19 protein-coding genes and 2 tRNA genes are annotated in these 24,573 nt (G+C 44.8%); 8 read left to right on the forward strand and 13 right to left on the reverse strand.

Going from position 1 to position 24,573, the window contains the following annotated elements; genetic code table 11:
• Positions 1–104: 104 nt before the first annotated feature.
• Positions 105–1,817, forward strand: a complete 1,713-nt coding sequence (locus ALKIM_RS0108545) for a S41 family peptidase (protein WP_026474267.1) — start codon at positions 105–107, stop codon at positions 1,815–1,817.
• Positions 1,818–1,941: 124 nt separating this feature from the next.
• On the opposite strand, the gene ALKIM_RS0108550 is transcribed toward ALKIM_RS0108545, so the two are convergent.
• Positions 1,942–2,391 (reverse strand): 6-pyruvoyl trahydropterin synthase family protein, encoded by a 450-nt coding sequence (locus ALKIM_RS0108550; protein ID WP_026474268.1) that lies wholly within the window; start codon positions 2,389–2,391, stop codon positions 1,942–1,944.
• Between the two features lie 50 nt (positions 2,392–2,441).
• The gene (locus ALKIM_RS0108555) at positions 2,442–2,762 is read right to left on the reverse strand and encodes an ArsR/SmtB family transcription factor (protein WP_084555955.1); all 321 of its coding nucleotides are present in this window, start codon (positions 2,760–2,762) and stop codon (positions 2,442–2,444) included.
• Between the two features lie 294 nt (positions 2,763–3,056).
• On the opposite strand from ALKIM_RS0108555, the gene ALKIM_RS0108560 reads away from it, so the two are divergent.
• The 3 genes from ALKIM_RS0108560 to ALKIM_RS0108570 all read left to right on the forward strand — a co-directional run bounded on the left by ALKIM_RS0108560 (position 3,057) and on the right by ALKIM_RS0108570 (position 5,286).
• Positions 3,057–4,031, forward strand: a complete 975-nt coding sequence (locus ALKIM_RS0108560) for a polyprenyl synthetase family protein (protein ID WP_026474270.1) — start codon at positions 3,057–3,059, stop codon at positions 4,029–4,031.
• Positions 4,032–4,127: 96 nt separating this feature from the next.
• On the forward strand, positions 4,128–4,532 hold the full coding sequence (locus ALKIM_RS0108565) for a carboxypeptidase-like regulatory domain-containing protein (protein WP_026474271.1): 405 nt from the start codon (positions 4,128–4,130) through the stop codon (positions 4,530–4,532).
• 178 nt (positions 4,533–4,710) lie between these two features.
• Positions 4,711–5,286, forward strand: coding sequence for a YceI family protein (locus ALKIM_RS0108570; RefSeq protein WP_026474272.1), 576 nt, complete (start codon positions 4,711–4,713; stop codon positions 5,284–5,286).
• A gap of 275 nt (positions 5,287–5,561) precedes the next feature.
• On the opposite strand, the gene ALKIM_RS0108575 is transcribed toward ALKIM_RS0108570, so the two are convergent.
• Positions 5,562–6,545 (reverse strand): adenosine kinase, encoded by a 984-nt coding sequence (locus tag ALKIM_RS0108575; protein ID WP_026474273.1) that lies wholly within the window; start codon positions 6,543–6,545, stop codon positions 5,562–5,564.
• Between the two features lie 157 nt (positions 6,546–6,702).
• Here ALKIM_RS0108575 and ALKIM_RS0108580 point away from each other — a divergent pair.
• The 4 genes from ALKIM_RS0108580 to ALKIM_RS0108600 all read left to right on the forward strand — a co-directional run bounded on the left by ALKIM_RS0108580 (position 6,703) and on the right by ALKIM_RS0108600 (position 8,650).
• A tRNA-Asn gene (locus ALKIM_RS0108580) sits at positions 6,703–6,776 on the forward strand.
• Positions 6,777–6,852: 76 nt separating this feature from the next.
• A tRNA-Asn gene (locus ALKIM_RS0108585) sits at positions 6,853–6,926 on the forward strand.
• A 202-nt stretch (positions 6,927–7,128) separates the two neighbouring features.
• Positions 7,129–8,316, forward strand: coding sequence for a glycine C-acetyltransferase (kbl, locus tag ALKIM_RS0108595; RefSeq protein ID WP_026474274.1), 1,188 nt, complete (start codon positions 7,129–7,131; stop codon positions 8,314–8,316).
• A gap of 139 nt (positions 8,317–8,455) precedes the next feature.
• Entirely contained in the window at positions 8,456–8,650 is a 195-nt protein-coding gene (locus ALKIM_RS0108600; protein WP_026474275.1) for a hypothetical protein, read from the forward strand.
• A 51-nt stretch (positions 8,651–8,701) separates the two neighbouring features.
• Here ALKIM_RS0108600 and ALKIM_RS0108605 read toward each other — a convergent pair whose 3' ends face one another.
• From ALKIM_RS0108605 to ALKIM_RS0108655, 10 genes are all read right to left on the reverse strand, one after another.
• Positions 8,702–9,823, reverse strand: coding sequence for a glycosyltransferase (locus ALKIM_RS0108605; RefSeq protein ID WP_044117836.1), 1,122 nt, complete (start codon positions 9,821–9,823; stop codon positions 8,702–8,704).
• 116 nt (positions 9,824–9,939) lie between these two features.
• Positions 9,940–12,237, reverse strand: a complete 2,298-nt coding sequence (locus ALKIM_RS0108610) for a PAS domain S-box protein (protein WP_162148808.1) — start codon at positions 12,235–12,237, stop codon at positions 9,940–9,942.
• Positions 12,238–12,423: 186 nt separating this feature from the next.
• The gene (locus ALKIM_RS18090) at positions 12,424–13,446 is read right to left on the reverse strand and encodes a glycoside hydrolase family 5 protein (protein WP_084555843.1); all 1,023 of its coding nucleotides are present in this window, start codon (positions 13,444–13,446) and stop codon (positions 12,424–12,426) included.
• 326 nt (positions 13,447–13,772) lie between these two features.
• Entirely contained in the window at positions 13,773–14,486 is a 714-nt protein-coding gene (locus tag ALKIM_RS0108625) for a tRNA threonylcarbamoyladenosine dehydratase (protein ID WP_026474278.1), read from the reverse strand.
• Positions 14,487–15,143: a TatD family hydrolase gene (locus tag ALKIM_RS0108630; protein WP_026474279.1), complete on the reverse strand. Its 657-nt coding sequence runs from the start codon at positions 15,141–15,143 to the stop codon at positions 14,487–14,489.
• 14 nt (positions 15,144–15,157) lie between these two features.
• Positions 15,158–20,698 carry an alpha-2-macroglobulin gene (locus tag ALKIM_RS0108635; RefSeq protein WP_044117838.1) on the reverse strand — a complete coding sequence of 1,847 codons (5,541 nt, stop codon included), beginning with the start codon at positions 20,696–20,698 and terminating at the stop codon, positions 15,158–15,160.
• 57 nt (positions 20,699–20,755) lie between these two features.
• Positions 20,756–21,709 carry an NAD(P)-dependent alcohol dehydrogenase gene (locus ALKIM_RS0108640; RefSeq protein WP_218916691.1) on the reverse strand — a complete coding sequence of 318 codons (954 nt, stop codon included), beginning with the start codon at positions 21,707–21,709 and terminating at the stop codon, positions 20,756–20,758.
• 30 nt (positions 21,710–21,739) lie between these two features.
• A complete protein-coding gene (locus ALKIM_RS0108645) occupies positions 21,740–22,213 on the reverse strand; it encodes a hypothetical protein (protein WP_026474282.1) in 474 nt (157 codons plus the stop codon).
• Between the two features lie 28 nt (positions 22,214–22,241).
• Positions 22,242–23,969, reverse strand: coding sequence for a family 43 glycosylhydrolase (locus ALKIM_RS0108650; protein ID WP_026474283.1), 1,728 nt, complete (start codon positions 23,967–23,969; stop codon positions 22,242–22,244).
• Positions 23,970–23,982: 13 nt separating this feature from the next.
• Entirely contained in the window at positions 23,983–24,384 is a 402-nt protein-coding gene (locus ALKIM_RS0108655) for a hypothetical protein (protein WP_026474284.1), read from the reverse strand.
• Between the last annotated feature and the right edge of the window lie 189 nt (positions 24,385–24,573).

The raw sequence follows: 24,573 nt of genomic DNA on the forward strand, positions 1-24,573 counted from the left end.
AGAGTTGTTAAATGACAATTAATCTTAAATTTGCAGATTACTGCTCTTGATAACTTCGGAGATGGAATAAATTTTGCTTCAGCTATCGATAAAATAAAGAATACATGAGAAAACGCAGAGGATTATCAGCAAAAGGCTGGCTACTGGCCGTTGTGCTGAGTATTACGGTAACCATCGGATTTGTGGCCGCTACCGGCGACCGTCGCAACTTTGAGTTGGTAAAGAACCTTGACATATTCTATACGCTCTTCAGGGAACTGAATAGTTATTACGTAGATGAAATAAACCCCGAAAAACTCATCAAAACCGGAATAGATGCCATGCTGGAATCTCTGGATCCCTATACATCATTCATCCCGGAATCGGAAATGGATGACTTCAGGTTTATGACCACCGGCGAATATGCAGGCATTGGCGCACTGATAACCAAGAGGGGTCGTTATGTAGTTATTTCAGAGCCCTACGAAGGATTCCCGGCGCAGGAAGCAGGCTTAAAAGCCGGTGACCGAATTCTTGAAATCGACGGGAAAGACATGAAAGATAAGGAGACCTCCTTTGTGAGTGATCGACTGAAAGGCCCTGCCGGCACCCAAATAAACGTGCTGGTAAAACGTCCCGGCATCGACAAGGAGCTGATGATAACCATCAACCGCCGAATGATACAAATAAACCCGGTTCCTTATTATGGCATGGTAAATAACGAAACCGGACTAATCATTCTCAACAATTTTACTCAGGAGTGTGCCCGCGAAGTAGAAAGGGCATTTACTGATTTGAAAAACAATCATGGCATGAAAAGTCTCATCCTGGATTTGCGTGGCAACCCCGGTGGTTTGATGGATGAGGCTGTGAAAATTGCCAATTTATTTCTGCCCCGTGGCAGTGAGGTGGTGAGTACCCGTGGCAAGGTGTCGCAGTGGGACAAAACATACCGTGCACCACGTGAACCAATTGACACCGTGATGCCGCTTGCCGTATTGATTAATCGCGGATCGGCATCAGCCTCTGAAATTGTGGCTGGCGCCATTCAGGATCACGACCGCGGTCTGGTAATCGGACAGCGCTCATTTGGCAAAGGTTTGGTTCAAACAACCCGAAGCTTGGCATACAATACCAGCCTCAAAGTAACCACTGCCAAATACTATATTCCAAGTGGCCGTTGCATTCAGGCTGTTGACTACTCCAACCGCAATGAAGACGGAAGCGTGGGCTTAATACCCGACTCGTTGATGAAAGCCTTTAAAACAAAGGGTGGACGCACCGTATTCGATGGTGGAGGCATTTCACCTGATATCACCATCACACCCGAAAGATTTGCCAACATAACCTTTGCATTGATGGCGCAACAAACAATCTTTGATTTCTCAACCGAGTTTGCTGCCAAAACGCCAACCATTGCTAAACCGGAAAAGTTTCAAATCACCGATGAGATGTACAACGCCTTTAAAGATTACGTAAGCAATCTGGAAGAGTTCCGTTATGAGTCTCAATCACAGGAACAGTTTCGGAAGCTGAAATCAGTGGCGCAGCGTGAGGAGTATTTCAAGTTGGCCGAAGAAGCATTCAAGGAGCTGGAGGTGTTACTTACGCCCAATGCAACAAGAGATCTGGAGATTTTCCGCGAAGAGGTAAGTGAATTGTTGTCTATGGAATTAATCAGACGTTATTACTTTCAGCGTGGAGCCATCATCTTTAACATTGGACGCGACAAAGAGATCAAAGAAGCCTCAAATGTATTGGCTAATAAAAGCGAATACCGTGACATGTTAAACGGAACGGTACTCACACATGCCGGAGACAAGCGGATGAACAATTAACCTCTGCTACAAGTTATCAGAAAAGGCACAAGGAGAAGCGGGAATAACCGCAACCTTGTGCCTTTTTATATTATTGGTGAGTTCGCTAAACCTGCAATTGAGTGAAAAGCCAATCAGACCAAATTCATCTGTTGTCATCGGCATACCACTCGGCAAAAGAGTTGGCCGTTTCGTTCAGTTTAAGACTGAAAAGTTCGACATAAGGGGGCAGGTTATGTTGCAATCGTTGCGCAAAATCGATGAGCATATTTTCGCAGGTGGGCTGATAATCGAGGATAAAATAGCGCTCTGTCATCTGTTCCAATTGCCTGAGCTGGGCTTCCGGTACGCGATTGCTCAGCACGATGGCATGATCCAGTTTCTGCACAATTTCGCGGTTCACAATCTCTTTAAGATCGCCAAAATCCATCACCATTCCGAGCTTCACATTGTCGACGTCGGTAATGGGCGTTCCAATAACGGTAACTTGCAGAATATAGGAGTGTCCGTGAATATTTTTACAAAGCCCGTCATAATTCCACAGGGCGTGAGCCATCTCGAAACGAAACTCCTTGGTAAGTCTTATTTTTGACATTTCTCTCTCTTCAACTGATTATAATTCAACTTCACCTGATACCAATACAATCATCCTGCTGAGCATTTGCTTACACAATCAATGATGTTTCGCAAACTGTCATGTTTCAGAAAATAGAAGGTGTTTTTTCCATCGCGTTGCGAACTGAGCACCCCTTTATCCTTTAAAATACCCAAGTGATGGGACGCAGTACTCTGTTCAATTTTCAGCAGGTTATGGATTTCGGTCACCGTCATTTTTCTGCCATCTTCAAGATGCGAAAGAATTGCAATACGCATTGGGTGCGCAATGGCCTTAAGCATACTTGCAGCCTTCTCCAAAACAACCGGATCCAGGTCTTTTATCTTCATGTCGTAAACAATTGGTTGCATGATTGGTTCTAATTTTAGGTTAACCACATTGGCATTGACCGGTATCGTATTGATAACAATGGTCATGATTTAGAGTGTGGTGCAAAGATAGATAAAAGAACCATACAAATATCTACATTCTGCAAATATTTACATATTTAGATGTGATTCCAACAAAAATGTACAGTCGGGCAGCCTTTGAAGGAATGGCTTCAATTAAAACAATCACAAACCCCGACAAACGAAGAATTTATATAAAAGAGAAAGTTAATTACCTTATAAATTGCTATTTTTGACTTTTGTTAGGATCAATCAATGAGTATATCTTCCAAAATTAAGGCCCCCATAGAAAAGGAGATGAAGGAGTTTGAGCGTTACTTTAAGACGCAACTCAATTCCCGCATCCCCTTACTAACGATCATTACAAACTATGTGTTGCGACGCAAGGGAAAACAGATGCGTCCGATGCTGGTGTTTCTGGCTGCAAAACTGAATGGTAATATCACTGACGCAAGTTATACTGCAGCAGGTCTCATTGAACTGCTGCATACTGCCACACTGATTCACGACGACGTGGTGGACGAGACTTATCAACGTCGCGGTTTTTTTTCAATCAACGCGTTGTGGCGGTCAAAGATTGCGGTGCTCGTTGGTGACTATTTCCTCTCCGTGGGCCTTATCAGTGCACTGAAAACAAAACAAATAGGCGTGCTCGAAGTGGTTTCAGATGCAGTAAAGGAGATGAGCGAAGGCGAATTGTTACAGATTGAAAAATCGCGCCAGCTCAACATCACCGAAGAGGTGTATTACGATGTGATACGCATGAAGACGGCCACCCTCATTGCAGCCTGTACCAAGGCCGGCGCCTATTCCGTAAATGCCACCGAGTCTCAACTGGAAAAAATGCAACAGTTCGGCACCTATTTGGGCATGGCTTTTCAGATTCGCGACGACCTGTTAGACTACGAAAAAACCAATCTGGCCGGCAAACCCACCGGTAACGACCTAAAGGAAAAAAAGATAACCCTGCCGCTCATTCATGTGCTCAACCAGATGCAGAATGGCGAAAAAAGGGAGATACTGCGTACCATCAAGCGACATCATAAAAATGAGCGAAAAATTGCGCCTATTATGCATATGGTGAAAGAGCGCGGAGGCATTGAATATGCCCGGCTAAAAATGATTGAGTACCGCGACAAAGCACTAAACATCCTTGATACATACCCCGAATCAGACGCTCGCGAGTCGCTGCGCGAGCTGGTCTATTTTACCACCACCCGAAAAGTGTAACAAAGCTCATTAACATTACTTTAACTTCGTTTAGTAAACTTTCGGTGCACCCCTTCGTTAGTTCAATATAGATGTTTGTTAACTAACGATATTGTAATGTTATTCAACTTACTAAGAGTAAAACTACTGGCTTTTCAAATCATGGTTTCCGCTTTGGCACTGAGCCAAAACACCATTACCGGTACAATTTATGACCAATCAACCAGGCAACCTATCGAATTTGCACAAATAGCACTTATTCAGCCATCAGACAGCCTTTTGGTAACCGGAGGACTAACCAACCAATATGGTCGTTTCGAGATTCACACCGGCTCATCGGGCAATTATCTGATGCGAATAGGATACATCGGTTATACCGAGAAGTGGAAAAACATACAGATCATCTCTGAAAACAACTATTTGGGAAGAGGTTACCTCGCGCCATCCACCACCGCGCTTGGGGAAGTACAGATGATGCCTTTAGCCAGCGGCGCGGGTTTACTCGGGAGTCACAAGTTATAACCCTCTCTCTTACATATCGTTTCCGCAATTTCCGTCAGACCAATGACCGTACAAGAGACAATGGCATTGATGGTGATATTGAAGGCCTCTTCTGAAATGTTTAACAATTACTTCGTCTGAGTGAACAATTTGCCTATTCAGATGTTTTTGTCTTATTTATTCATTTAATGTAAATATCATGAAAACAACCGCATTTATACTTATCGCACTAATGGCATTGCCAGCAGCAAATGCCCAAACACTTAATCTTGATGTACAGAACAGCACCATACAATGGACCGGACGCAAAGTAGCCGGAAGCCACTATGGCAACATCAGTTTTGAATCGGGCAGCCTGATACAACGTGACAACAGCTACAGTGGTGGTGAGTTTGTAGTAGATATGCAATCTTTGACAGTAGAAGATATAAAAGACGCACGCACCAATGCGCAATTGGCAGGTCACTTGCGTTCCGATGATTTCTTTGGCGTGGATACATACCCAAAATCAAGGCTCGTCATCCGTTCGGCAAAACAAACCACAGGTAACAATTTTGAGTTTAGCGGCAACCTTACCATAAAGGATCAAACACATCCCATCACCTTCCAGGCCGAGAGAGCAATATCCGGAGGTGCTGCACGATTCACCGGGACAATAATTGTTGACCGTTCAAAATTCAACGTACGATATGGCTCCGGAAGCTTTTTCTCAAACCTCGGTGACAACCTCATCTATGACAACTTCGACTTGAAGTTTGACGTGACATTTAAATAATCCAGAGGATTAGATGTAAGATGATTAGATTTAAGATGATTAGTTGTAAGATTTGTAGATAGAAGATGGATAGATATTGAGAGACGAAACAATGTGCAACGAATTAATCTTTAACAGGTTTGATGTGATTCTGTCATGAACATTGCTACTTCTACTCTATGATTGAAATCTAATTATTCACATAGAGAATTATAAACAAGAAAGTGCGCAAAGAGCTGTTCGTAAAAACACGCTTTGCGCACTTTCTGCAATATTTTGATGAGTGTCCTAAAAACTTAGTTGTTGAGCCTTTCAATTTCAGCACGAATGGCTTCCCAGCGCGCTTCGTCCATTTTGGGGCCAATTACTTCAATCACATTGGCCGATAGCATGGCGCCAATTTGTCCGCAATGTTCAAGAGGCAAGGCATGAATCAATCCATATAAAAATCCGGCAGCATACAAATCGCCGGCACCGGTGGTGTCAACAGGTGAAGCAGGTAGAATACCAACTTTAACCACCGTGTCAATATGCTTTATCATTGAGCCTTTTTCACCCAGCTTCAACACCGCTGTTTCGCACAGGTTACCCATCCATTCCAAGGCCTCATGCCCTTCCAGACCTTGCGTAAAAGCGCGGGCTTCCTCTTCGTTGGCAAAGAGAATATCCACGTAATCGTTGACCACACTGCGCAAAAAATCGAGGTTATCGGTCACCACATTGTAACTGGCCAAATCAAGAGAAACTTTTAATCCCTGCGCTTTAGCCTTTTTCAAAGCCTCACGAATAAGCTCCTGATTTTGTACCAGATAGCCCTCCACATGAAAGTAAGCATATCCATGAAAAAGATCCTCGGGTATATCGTTGGCAGATAATTCTACTGCCGCACCCAGACAAGTAGCAAACGTGCGTTCCGAGTCGGGAGAAATCAGAGCCATAGCCCGTCCCGATTCATTATCGCTCAACAACAACATCGGTGAGATGTTTTTGCGTTGCATGTCGTTGCGGAAAAAGGCACCCCACTCATCGCGTCCCACTTTACCAAAAAAACCGGTATTCACGCCCAGATTTGCCAGTGCATGAATGGTATTGGCTGCAGAACCACCGGATGCCTTGCTGCTCCCGTTTTTTCCGGCCACATCAAACACTTTTCGAGCCGTGTCACTGTCAACAAGCTGCATACTCCCCTTTGGCAGTGCCAACTCATTTAACACCTGATCACTTTCGAGCCGCATCAACACATCCACCAGGGCATTACCCATTCCCAATACTCTTCTCATAATTTGCTGTTTGTCAAATTTCAGACTGCAAAGATGAAAATTTTTTCGCAAAATGAGTTGCATAATTAAATGAAAGGATATAGTTTTGCAGGGCAATTGAGAATTGTAGCCGGTTTCAATGGTTTTTGGACGTTTACAACAATTTGCAACAAAAAATTCCTCAGTAGCTCAGTTGGTTAGAGCGGCGGACTGTTAATCCGTAGGTCGTAGGTTCAAGTCCTACCTGAGGAGCTCCCCAAAACATCCTAATGAACGATTTTGGCAGATTCAAAAGCGAATCTGAAACAAACAAGACTGATTTTCATACTCCTCAGTAGCTCAGTTGGTTAGAGCGGCGGACTGTTAATCCGTAGGTCGTAGGTTCAAGTCCTACCTGAGGAGCTTTTTTATTTACCTCTCCGGAGTTTCTCACCTCAATCATTTATCACACATTCTTATCGGGTCAAAAGTGATGCTTGGATGCAAATGCTTTGCAATTCCATGTTTTCTGTCATTTACAAATTGTGTATGTTTGGATAAATTTGCTTTCTGAAGCTGCTTCGCTTTGCTTGTAAGCAATAAAAAATTCAACCTTATAATCGTCATGTATAAATCATTTAGGAAACATCTCCAAAAAGAACTGGAAACCATTGAAGAATCAGGCCTGTTTAAAACTGAACGCATCATCACCTCGCCTCAGGGAGCTGAAATTGATGTGGCCGGATCAGGAAAATCGCTGAACTTTTGTGCCAACAACTATCTGGGGCTTTCAGCGCATCCGAGGATAATTGATGCAGCCTCACGTGCATTGCAAACACATGGTTACGGCATGTCATCGGTACGTTTTATTTGTGGCACGCAGGACATTCATAAGGAGTTGGAGGCATCCATAGCGCGCTTTTTTGGCATGGAAGATACCATCTTATATGCTGCCTGTTTTGATGCCAATGGCGGCGTTTTTGAGCCACTTTTTTCAGAAGAAGATGCCATCATATCCGATGAGCTTAATCATGCCAGTATTATCGATGGTGTGCGTTTGTGCAAGGCAGCGCGTTACCGTTATAAGCACGCGGACATGATCGATTTGGAAGAGAAACTTAAAGCCGCACAGGCGCAGCGTTTCCGAATCATCGTAACAGATGGTGTTTTCAGCATGGATGGTGACATTGCTCCATTAAAGACCATCTGCGATTTGGCCGAACAATATGACGCGCTTGTGATGGTGGACGACAGCCATGCAGCAGGTTTTATTGGCAAGACAGGCCGTGGAACGCATGAACACCACGATGTAATGGAACGCGTTGACATCATCACAGGGACCCTCGGCAAAGCGCTTGGCGGCGCCATGGGTGGATATACTACCGGTAAAAAAGAGATCATTGAGATGCTACGCCAGCGCTCCCGCCCATACCTGTTTAGCAACTCTCTGGCACCGGCCATTGCAGGCGCCGGACTCGAAGTGTTCAAAATGCTTGAAGAAAGCACTGCTTTGCGCGACAAACTCATGGATAACGCGGCTTATTTCAAAGCGAAAATTGAAGCTGCCGGTTTCACCATCAAACCATCCAATTCGGCCATAATTGCATTGATGTTGTACGATGCAAAACTGTCACAATCGTTTGCTGCGCGTTTACTCGAAGAGAACATTTACGTCATAGGATTTTATTATCCGGTAGTGCCCAAAGGACAAGCACGGATACGTATTCAGTTGTCGGCAGCGCACGAAAAAGAACAGCTTGACAAAGCCATTGATGCCTTTATTAAAATTGGCAAAGAGCTTGGCGTTATCTAATCAGAATTCTCTATGCAGACCCATCTGACTCAAAATTTTAAGGGTAAGTTAAAAGCAACAAAACCATCGGCAATCCGATGGTTTTGCTGCTTTTAAGATATAGCCAATATTATTAACACGGTAACACCATTGGCAAAAAATGAAAAAAGCAGATACCCATCAAGCAATCCACCTGATTCCATTTTACGGCCGCGGACGCCACATCGGTAAAGACTTTGTGTTCGAGACAGGACTAGGAGTTGGCTACAGCTGGGTATTCGAAAAGTTTGATTATTTTGATTTTAGCACCGAAACAATAAAAGAGAATAAAAATACCAAACGCGAAACCGCATAAGGCATTCGCCTCAAATTAAGATATCTGTTTTAGCAAGTCGGCACTTAACCCTTATTCGGGCCATATCAAACGGATAATCTTCTGGGCGTTAAAGCTGTCAAGAAAAGGTGCAACCATCTCCCACCTCTGGTCAATGTCTTCCTGTTCTATGGGTTTATGAAGGTATTCCGAAACAGTGGTGGCCCACTCCTCCTCGGTAGATGCAATAACGCACATTGACTCCAATCCCGTATTTTTAACCATTTCGGGAGAAGCAATACAGTGCCTGCCGGCAAACAACGAAACCAGCAACTTGAGCCGTAAACCGGTGGTTTGCTTAGCAGGAAGCACAATGGCCGATGCGTTGTGAATCAGATCCAACATTTTGGCGTCGTCTGGATTACTTACCAGCTGACAATAAGGCGTCTCCAACACTCTTCGGGCCAGATCATAAGATGGCTTTTTGCCAGCAATAATAAGCGGAACCTGAAGTCGCATGCACAATTTCAGCATCGCCTCAGCTGCGTTTACATTTTCCGATACCGATAAATCGCCATGATACATTACGTAGTCACCCTTACCGGGAACAACCGACAGCTCAGTGTGCCCATGAAATGCTGTTACAAGTTGAGTGTTTGAATTGATATCCTTCCAAAACGCTGCATCGCTGCCCGAGATGGCCATAATACCCGTTGCAGATGAGAGTGAACGTTCATAACGCTTAAGACGCGCCGCTTCCACAATATAAAAGAGCTTCTTTTGCCATGACTTTTCCACATTTGCAAGGGAACTGTAATAGTGGTATTCCACGTTGTGGGCTCTCACCCACACGGTGCGACCTTTTAAGGATGGATGGTTAAGCCATGCGGTGGAATGCGTTCCCTCAAATAGGATGGGGTAATCATCCTTTGTAAGTGTATTGAGTAGCTGTCGCGAATGCCTGCTTTGAATAATATATGGCAGTGTTGAGAGCTGGCTGACAAACCCCATTCTTCGCCGGTAATAATAAACCTTTGAACAATACTGTTTCATAATGGGCGCTTCTTCCCTGCTGTAGAGAAAACAGTGCAGTATAATGTTCACACCAGACTCATGAAGCGCTTTGATTTTGTAAAACAAATCAATGGCACCGCCATAATTGGCCGGCCAGGGTACCGTAAATGAGACCACGTGCAAAGTCTTACTTTTTTCCATATAAAACGCGCATGACAAGAGTAAAGTGTTGAAGAATTGCAGTTGTGCTGAAACACAGGTAAAAGCAATTTGTCAAAAGCAATTAAAATGCTAAGATATAAGAAAAGACCGTTTTCTCACAAACTTTTGGCATTTAACGGCAATTTGATAAAAAAAGTACTGCCCTTCCCCACTTCACTTTCGACCCAGATTTGACCGTTTTGCATTTTCGTAAGCTGATAACACAATGGGAGGCCAAAACCGGTGCCTGCTTCACCTGCTGTGCCCTGTGTAGATGATGTGCTGTCAACAAAAAAAAGTCCATCGAGCACTTCCTTACGGATGCCCACTCCATTATCCTTCACGCTGATAATGGTATGGGAGGCATCAGAGTGGGTTGCTACAATAATTTCACTGTTTGGATAGGAGAACTTAATGGCGTTGGAGACAAGATTGCGTAAGACCGTATTCAACATGATTTCATCGGCCCAAACATAAGCCGAATCAGACACCTGTGCGCTGATATTGATGTTTTTGTTGGCGGCAAGGGGCTTCACCTGGCTTATGGCTTTTTCTACCGATGGCTTAACTGGCAACACAGAAGGGAAGTATTTCATCTTTCCGGTTTGCGACAACGCCCAGTTCAGAAGGTTTTCAATAAGCTCGAAAAGGGCATGCGCATTATTATTGAGAATGGATACGAGATAGAAATTCTCATCGTTGGTATTGCTATGAAATTGAGTGCTTAGCAACTCAAGAATACCGATAAGGTTGCCGAGGGGGTTGCGCAAGTCATGGGCAATAATGTAGAGAAACCGGTCCTTTTGTGAGTTTATCTCCTGCAATTCGGCATTTAGCTGGCGTAAAGAGTTCTCCATCTCAATATGGGAAGTTACATCTCTGGCGGCGCCAAAAAATAAGTCGCCAAACGGTGCCGAGCGCCATTCGATGTATTTGTATGAGCCATCTTTGCATCGGTAGCGGTTGATGAAGGAAACAACAAAATTGCCCTCCAACAACTTTTTATGTTCCAATGTGGTAATATTGATATCATCCGGATGAACAAAATCCATAAATCTACGTCCGAGTAACTCATCCAGGCTGTATCCCAAAACCCTTTCCCACTCAGGGTTTAAACGCGTGAATACACCTTTACTATCCGTTATGGACAACATGTCGAGCGTAAGAGAAAAAAAGTTGTCGAGCTCCTCGGTTTTCTGTCTGGCCAGGTCTTCAATGGAACGCTTCCAGCTCACATCATAAGCTGTGCCCCTTATTCTAAGGTCCGTATCCTGTTCGTCGAGGTATGTTTTAGCGTTTACTTTGAGATGAACCGGCACGCCATCCTTGCGTTGAAAGATGACTTCATGTCCATAAATTTCGCCTCGTTTTAATAACGTCGAAAAAGAAATGGCATCTTTAATAGCCTGCTCCCGGGGCATAAGCTCAGTGTATTTTCGCCCCAAAATTTCACTGATATCATATCCAAGGGTTTTTACCCACTGCTGATTCACAAAAACAAACCGTCCATCACCATCCATTTGAAAAATAAGATCCTTTGAGTTTTCGACTAAATCTTTATAGAGCCTTTTGGATTTACTCACCTCCTCGTGTAAAAGCAGTTCTTCGGTAATATCTTGTATGGTGCCAATCATTATATCCGGCATGCCATCCAAACCAAATGTAAGCTTCCCCTTTGCGTGCATCCATCTGGTCTGGTTATCGTTCATACGAATTATGCGATATTTTTTGTTGAAGTGCTGTTTGGCGGTCAATATTTCATTATAGAAGTAATCCTGTATCATCATCCGGTCGTCTGGATGAATGATTGCAAACCAACCTTCAATATCTTTTTTATAGCCGGAAGGCAATCCAAAAATCTCGCTCAATCCGTGGGAATTGTTCCAGTTTCCATTTGAAATGTCAAGCACATAGTATCCGAAGTTGATAATTTTGCGTGCTTCGTTAAGGAAGTATTCGTTTTTTTTAAGTTCGTGATGGTAGCGATCCAACTCGGACACATCCTTAAGCATTAACAATGCGGCATTTCTTTCATTGATATCACTGGCATGTTCAAAAATAACCTGAATGGCTCTGTGGGGAAAGTCCAACAGATGAAATAGTACCGCATTTACATAGACCGCTTGATTGTTGGCAACTTCATATATCATTTTGCGCATGGTTTCGCGCTCTGTTGATACCAGCAGATCTTGTATCACCCCGTCAAATCGCCCGTAATCGGTGGCATAGAGCAATTGCTGCGCCTTATGGTTAATTTCGATTATAAAGCCCTTCTCATCGATTAACACCATGCCATAGGCATCACTTTGCCACCCTCTTTCAAAAATGCGTTTATATGCAATAACTTTTGCCAACTCCTGCTCAAGAGTCCGAATCTCTTCGGTCAGTACTTCATAGGATTTCAGTGTTTTCATTTTACCCTTAGTATCATGAACATTTGCCATCTGATATTCATCTCATTCAACAGGGCTTAAGGATAATGTATGATTAAATTTCGACCATTTTATTTTCAAAGGCAACTCTAATTTTATTATATTCAGTAAAAAAAGCCCGGGAACAAATTCCCGGGCTTTGAGGGTTGGGGTACTATTACATTTTAATTACAGTTTCTCTTTACCAAGCATCACATCGCGAAAGAATTTTCCGGAACGTGTAGGCGTGTAGTTCCAATCCTGAATCAACTGTGGAGACCAATCTGGATCAAAACACCAGGCTACCCATGAAATGCCTTTATCCTTAAAATATTTCATCAGTGTACGGCCATATTCTTCATCACCGATACAGGGAATGTGTGCGCCCCGATCCGTAGCCTGCATAAACCCTATTTCGGTCGCAATCACCGGATAACTATCGGCAGCAAATCCAAAATCCCGTTCCCACTGAGGCACCCAAGGCTGATTGCGCTTTTGCGGATAGGGATGACTCACATAAGCAATACCGGGAATTTTTAGCGGTGCATACATCAACGGAGTTAAATCATATGCCCAGTTAAATCCTGCTACCAGCGGAATGGCATGAGGACTGTTGGCTCTGATTACCGCAATGATGTCGATGACGATTTCGCTCCATTGCTCCCAGGTAAGAGTGCCGAGCTGGTCTGAGAATGTGGTGGGCTCATTAAACACCTCATAAAGAGCAACTATTGGCTCATTGGCATATCGACGTGCAACAATATACCAGAACTCCATAGTTTCTTTAAGTGTGGTGTTATACATTTCGTGTTGAAAAAGACCGGTACGCAGGTTTCCGATGGAGTGCCAATCGATAATCAGGTAGAGGTTGTACTCGCGAGCCCACTCCACGGCCTGATCGATCAGTCGCAGATAATCCTCTGTGCCTCGTGAACGCCAAGCACTGGGATGCACCGGAAGGCGCACAATATTTGAACCCCAGTCACGCGCTTCCTTAAAAAGATTTTTTTTCCATTGACCTTCCTTAACCAACCGGTCGGGGTCAGCCAGGTTAATTCCCTGAAAAATTATCGTTTCACCTTTATCATTAACAAAACGATTGCCCTCAACTGATATGCGAGGCAGGGTTTTGTTGCTCTGTCCGAAAGCTGAAAGTGTCAGACTTAGGAACAGGCAACCCATAAAAAATAGAATGCGCTTACTTGTGTTCATCTGTATAGAATTTGTTTTACATATTCAGTGTAGATACTTTACGTGCCTTGAGTACCAATAGAAAACCGAAAATCACATTGTTAAAAATGTTTGGCTATCCAATCATTCAAAAGTATGAAGAGCACGGAGTTGGATTAAGTGTATCATCAACACTAATACAAATATATAAACAATCTACATTTTTTTACAAGATGTTTTTAATTTTAACACATTGGGTGGTTGCAAAATTGTTCTGAAATATGTCAGGATTGACTCTTGGATATGCATAGAATCCACACTCTGGCTAAAAGAACTCTAACCTCTAATTGCTTTAGATTGCAATGGTTTTATTTTGAAAGGATACTTCGTACAATTGTAGAAGCAGCAATAATTCCGAAAAGAGCAGGCATGTAACTGATGGTTCCTACAGTGGTTTTCTTGTTGGGTTCATCATCCACAAAAAGAAGGTGTTCCTTTTGCACCATTTCGGGACTGAATACAACTTGAAAGCCTGATTTAATATCAAACTTATTCAATCGTTTACGCACCATCCGGGCCAACTTGCAGTTATAAGATTTGGAAATATCTGCGACCTGCACCAGAGCCGGATCCAATTTTCCACCAGCACCCATCGATGAAATAACCGGTGTACCTTTCTGTAGAGTATATGCGATGAGCAAAACTTTGGGTGTAAGTGAATCAATGGCATCCAACACGTAATCATAAGGCGTTTGTAACAACTCTATTATTTCCTGTTCCGTTATGAAACAATTGATGGGATGAAGAACCAATTCGGGATTGATATCCAGCAGCCTGTTAGCCATCACCTCAACTTTTGCCTTAAATTGCGTACTGCTCAAGGCAGGCAATTGACGATTTCTATTTGAAGGTTTAACGTCATCGCCATCCACAAGAGTTATTTCACCTACGCCTGCACGCACGAGCATTTCAGCAGCCCAGGAACCAACCCCACCCATACCGGCAACCAATACATGCGCTTTTTGAAGCTTTTCCAAACCCTGACTTCCAACCAGCAAATCTGTACGCTCTAACCAATCCATTTATGATTCAAATAAACTTATGTAGCTTTTATATATTGTGTGCTTTATTGTCTCCACTGATTCATTTCTATGATTTGCTGCCAGTTTATACACATCCTGAATTGAGCAATTTGCTTCATCGGTTTCGAGGAATAACCGGTTTTGAGGAACCACCTTAATCGAAGCTGCTGCTTTTGCCAAAGGGTTTGCCATTGCAACTCCAAACGAGAGATAAATTCCGGCATTAATCAGTTGAACCGCAAGGTTTGGATGAGCATTAAAACCATGAACTATCCATTTTTGTGTTGGTTGCAACTGCTTATATAAAGTTATTAACTCATTATAATAACCTATGCAATGTATAATCAATGGCTTATGTTTTCTCTCTGACAGATTCACCTGATACCTGAAGGCTTGCTCCTGTATTTCAAAAGCCCCTCCTCTATACTTATCAAATCCACATTCTCCTATGGCATGCAGATTATTATAGTCGTTCAGTTGAATTAACAGTTCATTTAAATTCGGTGTGTCTGTATCCCAAGGATGAACACCACAGGCAAAAGGCCCGGATACAGGCTGAACTGCCTGCTCCGGAACCATCCTGAAACTATAGAGCCGGATTACATCGAAATGCGTATAATCCTTATGTGTATGAATATCTATAAATTTCACAGACATCTGCAGCTCGCACGTTAACGTTCAACCTCTACCCAACTTCCGGATTCGGAAGCTCTTACGGAATAATCGTACATGGCTTCGCAAGAAACAGGTGGCAGAAAAAACCTGCCTGTATAAGAGGCATGTAAAACAGTCACCAATCTTTTTCGCTCCCCTGCACGCAATGTGAAATAAGAATAGACCCTGTCATCGCGTATGTCGCGATAATCAGGTTGATCCAGCTCATGAGCCTGTCCCGACTCCTCAAACCTAAGGTTGCGAACCTCCCAACCTGAAGGAAACACCTGAGAGAGAGCCAAATTGTGCATTGGAACCGCGGATGAGTTGTTCAACGTAACCACCACTTTGAAATCAGTGCCTTGCTTTAGCTTGGACACATCGATTGGTCTGTTATCCAAATCAAAATAGCGAATCTGCATCCCAAGGCTTCCTGTCTGCGATATGTGCGCGGTGTCCAGCATGGGTTGCCCTGTAAGTATCAGGTTGGCAAAAACTTCACCCTCTGATTTATTCTCAACCGTAATTTTTCCTTCTGGCAGATTCTCAAGCAACAGCGGCTTTTGCCACATAGCCTTTTGAAAAGTTACCTGCTCAGGAGTCTGGCTGTTAACCACAATCTGAACCCTGGCATTGTTGCTGGTGACAGCGCGTCCGGCAGCATAATGACTCAGTGCCATCAGTGCATAGGCAGTGGTTTGCGTACTCATCCAGTCAGCCGCTCTCATGCGGATAGACAACTGCTGGGCAAGTCTGGCCGCCCGTTCGCTGTCGTTGAGCAAGATTAGCGTTTCGAGCATCATGGCCATATCCCTTTCAGGCGAACCGTACGTGCCGTTCCAGTTATATTCTGTGGATTGTTCAGGGGCTCCGGTAGTCAGCTCCCGCGCCACCTCACCGATGCCAGCCAGAGCATACGCCGCAGCAAGGCGCCAGCGCACCTCTCCGCTGATACCGGGCTGTTGTCGCAGGCGATTCATACCCGCCATGTCCGTTTCTCCGGCAAGCACAAGGGTGTATAGCCTGTAGGCTTGTATCAAGTCGCTACCTCTGTTACGTCCCGAGCGGTCGGGCGCCCATGCCGACGAAGCCGTTTTTTGGTGATTTATCCATGCATTCCTCAAGTTTCGGGGTACAGTATAGCCCTTCTTCTCAGCTTCGAGCATAAAATGGCCTGCATAACTTGTGGACCACGCATCGGGTTGCGCCCCGCCCGGCCAATAGGCAAAACCGCCATTGGGTGTTTGATAGGCCGCCAGTCGACCAATTACACTCCTTACATTTTCCTGTGTTTTAGATATTTCTGCAGGTTGTAACATAGAAACATCCGGAAGATAAAGTTGCGGGAAAGCACCAGATGTTATCTGCTCAATGCAACCATGTGGATAATCAAGTAAGTATTTAAGTCGGCGACCAAAATCTATTGGCTGAATAGTACTTAACTCCAATACAGCAGAATTGGTTCCAATCATCCCGTTGAGTTTGTAAGGGAGCTCGGATTTTGCTCCGGCAGGAATCACAGCAGAGACCACTCTTGTGACCGGAGAACTTGCGCTCCTAATAGGTAAATTAACTGTATGTGAACCTTTCTCAGATCCATTTTCAGCGGTAACTTCCACACTGGCTGAACCCACAAACTCACCGGCAGTTAATTCAAAGAAAATCGTCTTTTCCCCATCTTTATCGAAACGTACAACTTGCTCTCTGTTTCCATTAACTGTTAATCCTTTACCAGTATTTACTTTTACCTTAACTTCACCTAACGCACTGCCGCTGGCAAAAACAGTAACAGGGAGTGAGACCCGCTCGACAGGGCCCAGAACACGAGGTAAGGCACTCCACACCATTAAAGGCTGACGCACTGTAACACCCTTTTCGGCGGCACCGTGAGCTTTTCCAGAAGTAGCCACTACCATAACGCGCACCGAACCAAAATAGTTGGGAACATCAATCTGATGACGGTTCTTTCCGCGCCGTTTGAGCTCAAAGGGCCCTAAATAACGCACCATAGGTTCGAAGCGTCGAACCTGATTGTCGGTACCAGCTCCCAGCAGCTCATCGTCGCCACCAATGCTGAACAGCCGTTCAATACGCCCGCCATAAGCACCCAACACGTAATCATATATATCCCAGGTTTTTACGCCAAGCGCCTCTCTGGCATTGAAGTGATTCCAGGCGTTGGGTGTACGAAATCGGGTAAGCCCCAACAGACCATCATCAACAACTGCCAGAGTATAACTCATCTCAAGTCCTGATTTTTCAGTAACTTCAACAGATACGCGTTGTCCGGGTCGCCATTCGGCAGCAGTGTTAATGACAGGGCTCAGAACAGTAGCTGGTGAATGAACCATCACAGGAATGACACCATACATACGCACCGGCAAATCGTTATCCTTAAAGCCATGTGGTTGTAGAAGACTGATATGCAAATAAATATTAGGCGTCATTTCCTCTGTTACATCAAATGAAAAACTGGTAGAACCCTTTGATGGAAAGACCCACCACGTACGCAAAACGCCAGAACCATTCTCTACACTAATAAGAGCACGCCCTTTATCACCAGAAGGAAAAGTGACAGTGGCTTTTTCTCCAACACTATACTGAGGCTTATCGGTATTAAAAGTTAAAACAGATGCAGCATCAGCATCTATCCCGCCCGGTTTTTGAGCCCATCCGGGCCAATCAACCAAAACCGTTTGAGAAGCCGAATGCCCTCCCGCTTCGTCAACCACACGAATCAAGTATCGTCCCCACTCGGGACGATCGATGCGAAATGGCAACATGGCTTTTCCTGAAGTGGTGTTAAGCCGTCCTGACTGAATCAATGTGGCCGAACCCGAACTCACATATCTGGCCAAATCCTCCTCGGAACGATCCCACCACCACCGCCAGTTCAACTTATAAATCTGAAAGCTCAGATTGTTGACCGACAGAGGTTCACCTGTCTCACTCACAGTAGCAACCTCAATCTGATGGGTATCATCGGTAAGCAGCATCCCGTTTTGGTCACCTTTTGGGGCACGTATGCCCACATAGCGACCATAAGGTGAGAATGGAACCGCAACACGATCAATGCTGAATGAGCCACCCTCCTCAAAAACCCGGGTGGTGAATGCCGCCTGCAGAAAACCCGGAGCTCGTTGCTCCATCGAAGGCAATGCATTAAAAACAGCCTTTCCGGTTGCATCAAGCGTGCCATCAAACACTATCGATTCAGAAGGCTCAAACTGACGTGTTGCATCATCAAAACTGAAACCCTGAAAGTTGGTAAAAGACGTTCTCATGGTTTGAAGACCAACTGTAACACGACTTTTTAAGTTTGATGCCGTTGCGCCGTGTAACCATTCCGCAAATAGCTTAACCGGAAGGGGCTTTTGGGCTGAAAGTGTCTCACCGTCAAAACCCAGTTCAATGCGCAAACGATTGGGCTTAATGGTCTCAATACGGATATTCTGCTCAAAAACGGCATCGCCCAGAGATACACGAGCGAGCCAAAAACCGGTGGGAGCGCTCTCCTGTGTGGCCGTACGGAAGGTGTAGAGCCGGTTATTCGGATGACGCGCGACCTGACGCGCAACCAGCTGACCACGAGGATTGATAAGCTCAAAAACAGCTGGATGGTTCGCCGGGAGGCGGTTTTGCCTGTCTTCCGGTATAAAGGATATGAAGATGGAATCTCCCGGGCGCCAAACGCCACGTTCGCCGTAAATATAACCCTTCAAACCATCACGTAGGGTCTGTCCGGCCACGTCGAATCTGCTTAACGAGAGGGAGCGGCCATCATCGAGGCGTAAGTAACCACGCTGTTTATCTTTTTTCGCAACCAGAAGAAAAGGTCGTCCATCTACTTGAAACGAGGCGCTTCCATCAGAGGCTGTTTTTCCACTCACCAAGGGCTGCATCTGAAAGTTGAGCACTTCCAGGGTGACATCAGACACCGGCTCGGTGCTGCGCAAGTCCGTAACAAAAACCTTAAGCTGACCGGTGGTGCCAGATTTTAGAATGATGCCCAGATTGGAGGCCATCACGTTGCGACTCACCCACCGTGAACGACGGTAATAAGCATCCGAGCAAGGGTTGTCGCGCTGATACCAATCCCACGGTTCGTAATAATAAGGATATTCACTGTAATAATCATCGGGACGATCCCAGAAATCCTGGTCGTTGGCCATCCGCTCAAGCGTCATTCCGGATGTTTCATTTTCAGAACCTTCCGCACAAGGATAAACCGAGCATGAGCGGTCAAAAGCCAACTCAATTCGATATATGGCTCCCGGATCAGGCTGAATAAACCGCGACAGTTCAAGAGCGAAACTGTTCCACCGGTTCAGGTCGAGCGTTGGATCTTCGTCGAGCGCCAGCATGGATTGGTGCACAAGCCGACCCGCGCGTTTTAGCTGTGTACTTTCATCGAGGGTATTGATTTGTAAAAAATGAGGCACATTGTTTTCATATATCTTTATAATGCGCACCATAATCTTTTTAAGACCAACCGCTTTAAAGTGCATCATCAGGTTATCGGAAAATGGAAGGATATTGCCCTGCCCAATAAACTCCACTGCCGGGTTTAGGCTGGCAAAGGCGATCTGATGACGCAGTACTTCAGCAATTCGGGCACCGCGAGCGTTCTGTATGCCGGGCATTACAACAACCTCAAAATCGCCATAAACAGGTAGCGCTGGAAAAACCTCCACTACATTGTCGTTGAGCACATAAGAGAAGCGGCTGACATCTGACAAGGAGATGAGCCCTTCAAGATTTTGAAGACGGTCAAGCGGATCACTAAACACCAGCCTAACCACTTGCCGGGGCTGTTGCTCCGACTCCACGGCTAAAAGCGAAAACTCACCTTTGGCAGGTATGGTTTGTGAGAGCACACCTTCGCCTTTGGCGCCAATGGCCTTTCCTGAGTGAGAAATGGCAACATTTCCCTGGGCTGTACCCCTCTCGATTGGTGCCACTTCAAAATAGTGGTTTTTTCCATCCGGGTGTTGCCATGTAACAGGCAGCACTTTACCATTGAGTGTTACGGAAACAATCTGCCGTGCTTCGGCAGAAGTTATGTCATCGGCAACAAGCAGTTTGCCTGATAACTTGTAATTATCAAAATCGCCTTCGGAAGCAGACTGCAAGGTGTTTAGAATCACTCTGTAGTTCTGCTCCATTGTCGCAACGCCAAAGTGAAAATCGTCCTTTTCGCCGGGGAAAATCTTATTAAGGTGCATGGTCACCTGCCACTTTTGACCCGATGGCAGTCGGGATGCAGGCACAAAACGCAACGTTCGGTGATCCACCCAATTCCACTTTCCGCTAACTTTTGGCGACAGGGAAGCGATTGATGCAGGAGCCTCGGCGCCGGGTACGGCAGATGGCACGCTGTCGCTAAACTCAACCAGGAAACTTCCTGAAGCAGAAATATAACCAGATGTAAAGGCCGCAATTCGCGGATGAAACGGAGAGTGAAATATCTCTTTGGATACTGATTTTTTACAACTGCCAAAACTCAAAGCAAACAGAGTTATCAGCACGAGGAAAAAGGGTTTTCTTATTGTTTGCATGATTTCAATTATTATTCAGACAATTCATCGTGTTCATTTTCAATGTTTTTATGGCAACTAATCACCTGTAATCGCTATCACTACTTTTCCCCGGGCATGCCCAAGCCCTGCATACTGCATTGCCTCGGCAGTCAGTGACAAAGGGTACATTTTCTCGATTACCGGTTTGATGTGTCCCTCATTCATAAGCTCAGCCAAAAATTGCAAATCATCCGTATTTGATTTGGCAGATACATTAAGCAACTTTCGTGAGCCCAATGAGATGAATCGGCCTAAAATCAAAAATTTCATGATTTGGGTCAGGCTTCCTCCAACCATAACACATGCACCGCTACGTTTCAGCAGCCGCTTATAAGTTGTGAGCGGATGGTTTCCATTTATGGCCAGAATCCTGTCGTAACGCTGCTGGTGATTGGAGAAATCTTCCCGTGTATAGTCTAGGACACGATTTGCTCCAAGCGCACTGGCCTGCGCCACATTTTGAGTGCTGCAAACAGCCGTAACCGAAGCTCCAAAGTATTTTGCAAGCTGAATAGCAAAAGTGCCAACGCCCCCGCCACTGCCCACTATCAGCACATCGTGCCCATGTATAATATCTCCTGACTTTCTGATGGCCTGTAAAGCAGTGATGGCAGCCAACGGAAAAGCTGCGCATGATTCATACGAAAGATCTGTCGGTTTATGTATCAAAAGCTTTTCGTTCACCGCAACATATTGAGCAAAAGCACCAAATCCGGAGTCGGCAAGTTCACAAATAACGGCATCACCTAACTTAAATCCCTGTACGTCGGAACCAACTTCAACCACTTCTCCAACCACATCAGCTCCAAAAATGCCATTCTTTGGGATGATGCCCATCTTGAAGGAACGATAATCCGCCGCGTTAATCGAAGAGGCGTATATTTTCACCAACACCTGCTCTGCTTTTGGCCGGGGTTTTTCTACATCGCAGTAGCAGAGCCTGTCAGGCTTACTCCTTTTTTGATAAACAACTGCTTTCATCGATTCCATACTCCAATAATTAAAATTTTAAGAGTAGAGTTACCTGCCATCAAAACATGAAACCCTATTTCCGGGCAGGGATTGACTAAAAAGCTTCATGTCAGCCTTTATCCTGTCCGCATCATCTTCGGGATAAACTGAGATATCATACACATGCACCAATTGTCTGCTGTTCACAAACTCGATTTTGGTTTTGTGTATGACCACATCTGCAATTTCATGCCAACGGAGAGATACCGGCGTTTTATATGTGTTTTTAAACTGAATGATGTTGGAATCGGCAGATATGTAGCTCTTTTCTACACGTAAACTTTTACCATAAAGCACAAATACCAGGGAAAATAAACCGACAATAAAACCTGAATAGCTGATAAGCATATCGGGCTGAAAGCCGTGCTTTACAGATACAAATGTGGCAAAGCCAAGATTCACAACGGCTACAAGCCACAGCCATGATTTGTGAGCAGATGACAGTGTCTTCCTGCCTTTAAAACTAAAAATCAGAGAATTCATAAATATAAATTGATGAGATTTTAATACGTTACTCTACCCAAACAACTGAGCCCAGCGCTGCAATTCCATTTTCGTTGAACGCTTCTACAGCAAAGCAATACTTTTGTGTCGTGTTCAAGGCGTTAATGGTGATGGTAGTGTCATCCAAAACCTGATAATTGTGGTAAAGTCGCGATTCATCCACGCCAAAGCGGACATTGTAACCTGTTGCACCAGGCACCTTTGCCCATGAAAGTGATACACTGCGCCGGTCATTCTGATTGCGAACCGCATCGACTGAAGCAACCGTTTCCGGAGCGACGCCATAACCCTTGCCAAAAACGCGGAACCCGCTCAAGGCAAAATGCCCATCAGGAACTTCCACGTTCTTAACCTTCACAAAACGGCAAGTAACCATTGTTGGAAGTTGTATGTAATCATGAGTATTGTCAACCATGTTCGCAGATTTATCAATCAACAGCGTCCAGTTTTTCCCATCGGTGGAACTCGCCACCGTGTAGCGGTGATAAAGTCCTGGTTGCCGGCCAAAAATATTGGTTTCATGTTCAGCAAAATTGAGTTGAAGGGCATACACATCGTGCAGTGCACCCAAATCGATGATTGCAAACTCTCCGGCATTGCCACTGGCAGCAGCCCAATAGGTGCGGATATCCTCATCGGTGATATAGCTGGCAGGTAATGAGTCCACAGACGAAGAGACCTGAACCTCCTTGCCATAGGAGAGCAACATCCATCCCGGGAAAACATCTTCAAAACCATCGATTTTTTTGGTAGGCACAATCATTGGCCAATCGCCAAAACGCGTGACAGCGTGCATCGTTCCCTCCTCATCATAAAAAGCCGGATAGATACCAAGGCGGCGTTCAAAAATCTGTTTCTGAGAGATGGTGATGGTTCCGATTTGCCACAAGTTGTTATATGCATCCAGAAAAGAACTTCCGTGGCCTGCACCCGCTGCAAAACCTTCGGGTTTCCATGCAAATGGATTATGCGTCTGAATGGTGAACGGCCCCAGAGGGCTCTCGGCCTGATACACGCCGTCGGCATAACTCTTATATTCTGTACCCGGCCCAGAATATTGCAAATAATATACACCATTGTGCCTGGTCACCCATGCGCCTTCAATCCATGGCGCCTGATTAATCAACGTATTGTAGTCACCCGGCACTTCCCAGCCATATATCTCTGTCCTGGCGTGCATAAGTTCAACTGGCTCTCCAATAAATGCAAAATTGTTGTGATAATCTACTTCTACACCATAAATCGGATTGACATCCGAACAGCCCCAATAGAGATAGAGACGGCCATCGTCATCGAGGAAAAAAGCAGGATCCCAAACAGGTTGCTGCAGCTCAGCTACAGCAACTGACCACTCGCCACTTAACGGATTTGCGCTTTTGTAAATGGTACTAAGGTCGTTGGAAGAGGCCAGAAAAAAGAGTGTGTCATCCAAGACAATTGCTGTGGGGGCATATTCTTCGATGGGAATCTGATTTGTTTCGATAAATGTCCATTGCACCAAATCTGTTGAGTGCCAATAGCCGCCAGACTTGGATGCAAACAGGTAATACCTGTCGCGAAACCACACCACGGTAGGGTCAGCGGCTTCCCGGCGCGATGGCTCATCACTGCAAAACCGATAGCTGATATTGACAGGATTGCAGATGGTTTGAAAGATTGCGGGCTCAGACTGGGTGGATGTTTGGCATCCAACAAGCACCATAAATAAAATTAGGGCTAATAAAAAAGGCTTCATAACTTGTGTTGGGTTAATGTGAATTCGGTTGGAGTTTTACGTTTCTGTTTCTGAATAAGATAACTGCATAGGATACCCATAATATGGTTTCGATGCTTATGGCAATTAAAATCGAGTTGTTAACTGTTCCACGGATAAACTCATAAGAACCCGCGCAGGCCAATCCAAACAAAGTAAGTCCGGCTGCCAGACAGATAAACTGGCGCACATCGGAATGTGGTAAATTACGCGTTGCAAACATCAGCACCGATAAACCCATCATAAACATTGCTACACGGCGTGCAAGAATTAATGTGGTGTCGGATGGCATAAGCCCAATGTCAATTATGAATGCGGCCGACATGAAAAACATCTGAAAGGCCAGATAAGCAAACAAAATAGCTGTGGCAATGGCAACAGTTTTAAAGAGATTCATTTTTGTAAAAGGTTAGTGGTTAGTAGTAATTTATGATAATCATACCTTGTGGGGGCACAATATGTATGATACATATAACTGCCGGCACTGGTATATAGTAAGGGAATCTAAAGCTAAGGAAAAAATGGCGAATTGATTTGGCTGCACTGGAAAAAATACATTTCGATATTTGGTGCTCACCAAAAAGCA

The sequence above is a fragment of the Alkaliflexus imshenetskii DSM 15055 genome (genome assembly GCF_000517065.1).
GTDB classification, from domain to species: Bacteria; Bacteroidota; Bacteroidia; order Bacteroidales; family Marinilabiliaceae; genus Alkaliflexus; species Alkaliflexus imshenetskii.

What these genes read in the sequence shown, in the direction of transcription:
- ALKIM_RS0108545 (WP_026474267.1), top strand. Translation starts at nt 105, where the DNA reads ATGAGAAAACGCAGAGGATTATCAGCAAAAGGCTGGCTACTGGCCGTT.
- ALKIM_RS0108550 (WP_026474268.1), bottom strand. Translation starts at nt 2,391, where the DNA reads ATGTCAAAAATAAGACTTACCAAGGAGTTTCGTTTCGAGATGGCTCAC.
- ALKIM_RS0108555 (WP_084555955.1), bottom strand. Translation starts at nt 2,762, where the DNA reads ATGCAACCAATTGTTTACGACATGAAGATAAAAGACCTGGATCCGGTT.
- ALKIM_RS0108560 (WP_026474270.1), top strand. Translation starts at nt 3,057, where the DNA reads ATGAGTATATCTTCCAAAATTAAGGCCCCCATAGAAAAGGAGATGAAG.
- ALKIM_RS0108565 (WP_026474271.1), top strand. Translation starts at nt 4,128, where the DNA reads ATGTTATTCAACTTACTAAGAGTAAAACTACTGGCTTTTCAAATCATG.
- ALKIM_RS0108570 (WP_026474272.1), top strand. Translation starts at nt 4,711, where the DNA reads ATGAAAACAACCGCATTTATACTTATCGCACTAATGGCATTGCCAGCA.
- ALKIM_RS0108575 (WP_026474273.1), bottom strand. Translation starts at nt 6,545, where the DNA reads ATGAGAAGAGTATTGGGAATGGGTAATGCCCTGGTGGATGTGTTGATG.
- kbl (WP_026474274.1), top strand. Translation starts at nt 7,129, where the DNA reads ATGTATAAATCATTTAGGAAACATCTCCAAAAAGAACTGGAAACCATT.
- ALKIM_RS0108600 (WP_026474275.1), top strand. Translation starts at nt 8,456, where the DNA reads ATGAAAAAAGCAGATACCCATCAAGCAATCCACCTGATTCCATTTTAC.
- ALKIM_RS0108605 (WP_044117836.1), bottom strand. Translation starts at nt 9,823, where the DNA reads ATGGAAAAAAGTAAGACTTTGCACGTGGTCTCATTTACGGTACCCTGG.
- ALKIM_RS0108610 (WP_162148808.1), bottom strand. Translation starts at nt 12,237, where the DNA reads ATGAAAACACTGAAATCCTATGAAGTACTGACCGAAGAGATTCGGACT.
- ALKIM_RS18090 (WP_084555843.1), bottom strand. Translation starts at nt 13,446, where the DNA reads ATGAACACAAGTAAGCGCATTCTATTTTTTATGGGTTGCCTGTTCCTA.
- ALKIM_RS0108625 (WP_026474278.1), bottom strand. Translation starts at nt 14,486, where the DNA reads ATGGATTGGTTAGAGCGTACAGATTTGCTGGTTGGAAGTCAGGGTTTG.
- ALKIM_RS0108630 (WP_026474279.1), bottom strand. Translation starts at nt 15,143, where the DNA reads ATGTCTGTGAAATTTATAGATATTCATACACATAAGGATTATACGCAT.
- ALKIM_RS0108635 (WP_044117838.1), bottom strand. Translation starts at nt 20,698, where the DNA reads ATGCAAACAATAAGAAAACCCTTTTTCCTCGTGCTGATAACTCTGTTT.
- ALKIM_RS0108640 (WP_218916691.1), bottom strand. Translation starts at nt 21,709, where the DNA reads ATGGAATCGATGAAAGCAGTTGTTTATCAAAAAAGGAGTAAGCCTGAC.
- ALKIM_RS0108645 (WP_026474282.1), bottom strand. Translation starts at nt 22,213, where the DNA reads ATGAATTCTCTGATTTTTAGTTTTAAAGGCAGGAAGACACTGTCATCT.
- ALKIM_RS0108650 (WP_026474283.1), bottom strand. Translation starts at nt 23,969, where the DNA reads ATGAAGCCTTTTTTATTAGCCCTAATTTTATTTATGGTGCTTGTTGGA.
- ALKIM_RS0108655 (WP_026474284.1), bottom strand. Translation starts at nt 24,384, where the DNA reads ATGAATCTCTTTAAAACTGTTGCCATTGCCACAGCTATTTTGTTTGCT.